A 278-nucleotide genomic window follows, 5' to 3' on the forward strand; every position below is an offset into this window, starting at 1 on the left:
CACGAGCGATTAAATACTCGGTTGGCTCACCCTCAACATTCAATGTAGAACCTGGTGTATTTGGTAGACCATTTTCTTGCCCAGGCTCCCAAATTTGATTTCCCAGTGAATCATATTCAGGGATACGCGAATAAGGTGAATACATTGCTTGCGGATTGTTGGTAAAAAATGGAAATGCAGCACCTGCTGTTATCGTATCATCACGATAATGAGTCTCAGAGTACGACACATTAAAGAGCGCGCCAAACTCTCCTCCACCATCAAGTTCCCAGCGGTTA

Annotated in this window: 1 protein-coding gene; it reads right to left on the minus strand. The window is 44.2% G+C overall.

The features are described 5' to 3' along the window. Positions 1-278: hypothetical protein (locus tag CWB85_RS19785; protein WP_138555820.1), on the minus strand; the 278-nt coding region annotated here is incomplete at both ends.

This window comes from Pseudoalteromonas sp. S1727, assembly GCF_005886375.1.
GTDB lineage: Bacteria > Pseudomonadota > Gammaproteobacteria > Enterobacterales > Alteromonadaceae > Pseudoalteromonas > Pseudoalteromonas haloplanktis.